The following is a 1,350-nucleotide window of genomic DNA, read 5'->3' on the forward strand; positions in this document are numbered from 1 at the left end:
GCCGTGGATTTCTATGGTTTATGCAAGTGCATTGGTATAAATATATTCATATTTTCTATTATCTCTAACGCATGCAAATACACGATGTATTAATTTATTTCGAATAGCGTTTATAACATTCATTTTTGCTTTCCCTTGTTTTATTTTACGATCGTAGAATTCTGTAATTTCTTTATTTGATTGAATAGCAACCAGTGCTGCCATGTGTAATATTGATTTGATACGCATATTTGCTTTTCTTGATACATGTGTTCGTTTTCTTACGCTTGTTCCTGAACTATGTTCAAATGGTGCAACTCCGGCATAACAGGCATATTTTTTAGGGTCTGTAATGTCTTTAAATTCATTTGTGGTGAGTATCATGTTTAACGTAACAACAGGGCCAATTCCTTTTACAGATTGAACGATACTGAAGAGTTCTTTTAATCTTGGATCTGCTTGAATGATTGCTTTTATTTCATTTTCAACCTTTTTCAGATCTTCTTTCAACGCTTTTAATGTAAGCTTGAAGTTGGCACTAAAAGTGTTTTTACTTTTATAATGATCCTTTTCTTTACTAATTGTTTGTAACGATTTGCTGATTTGCATCAATCGTGTCCTGGCTAGATTGAGTTCTTTTAGCTTCTTCATAGCTTCACGTTCAGGCTGTCTCAAAATAGCTTTATCTTGATTGCGATAAGCGTACTCAGCAATGCGTTCGGAATCTACTTTGTCATTTTTACCTCGTTGCATTCCAATAGACAACTTAATTTGGGTCGCATTTTCAAGCCAAAGGTTTAATGACATCTTCTCTGCCACTTCAATAACAGGAGTGCAATAAATGCCCGTATGCTCCATACAGATTAAAGATTCTGAAATGCAAATACCTTCAGATTTCAACTCTTTCAAAAAGACTTTCAGAGCTTTTACATTATTTTCAATTTGCTTAAAAAGAACTTTATCGGTGCTTTTTAAAACAGTGATGTCTAATGTATTTTTTGAGACATCAATTCCGACAAACCAATTAAATTTCATAAATTAGTTTCAGTTAAAGAGTAATTATTATAACTAATAACCATGTTTGAACACAATCAAAACCTTACTACTGAGCCGCGAACTCAAATTTCTATTTGATGCCTGTTCAAATAAGCCGGCAAAGGACTAAATCCACGGATAGGTCTAACCTAGTTGCGCCATAGTTCACCTTTGCCGGTGGTTATTTTAATTAATTTATTTAGAATTCTTTAGAATAAAAATATACCCAAACAGAATCGTATCACTGCAGAAGGACGGTTGATACCGTCTTTCGCTTTGATAAATATGAATTCTTATTTCTTGGAATTTTACTACGGCGTAAATCTAAAGGTTGTG

1 protein-coding gene is annotated in these 1,350 nt (G+C 33.4%); it reads right to left on the bottom strand.

The window, feature by feature from the left end; genetic code table 11:
- Positions 1 to 18: 18 nt before the first annotated feature.
- Positions 19 to 1,014, bottom strand: coding sequence for an IS110 family RNA-guided transposase (locus A3EE_RS0114405; protein ID WP_018344142.1), 996 nt, complete (start codon positions 1,012 to 1,014; stop codon positions 19 to 21).
- Between the last annotated feature and the right edge of the window lie 336 nt (positions 1,015 to 1,350).

It is taken from the genome of Cytophaga aurantiaca DSM 3654, from assembly GCF_000379725.1.
Taxonomy (GTDB): Bacteria; Bacteroidota; Bacteroidia; order Cytophagales; family Cytophagaceae; genus Cytophaga; species Cytophaga aurantiaca.

Bases quoted from the DNA above. Each gene is read 5' to 3' on its own strand.
- A3EE_RS0114405 (WP_018344142.1), bottom strand. From the start codon at position 1,014: ATGAAATTTAATTGGTTTGTCGGAATTGATGTCTCAAAAAATACATTA.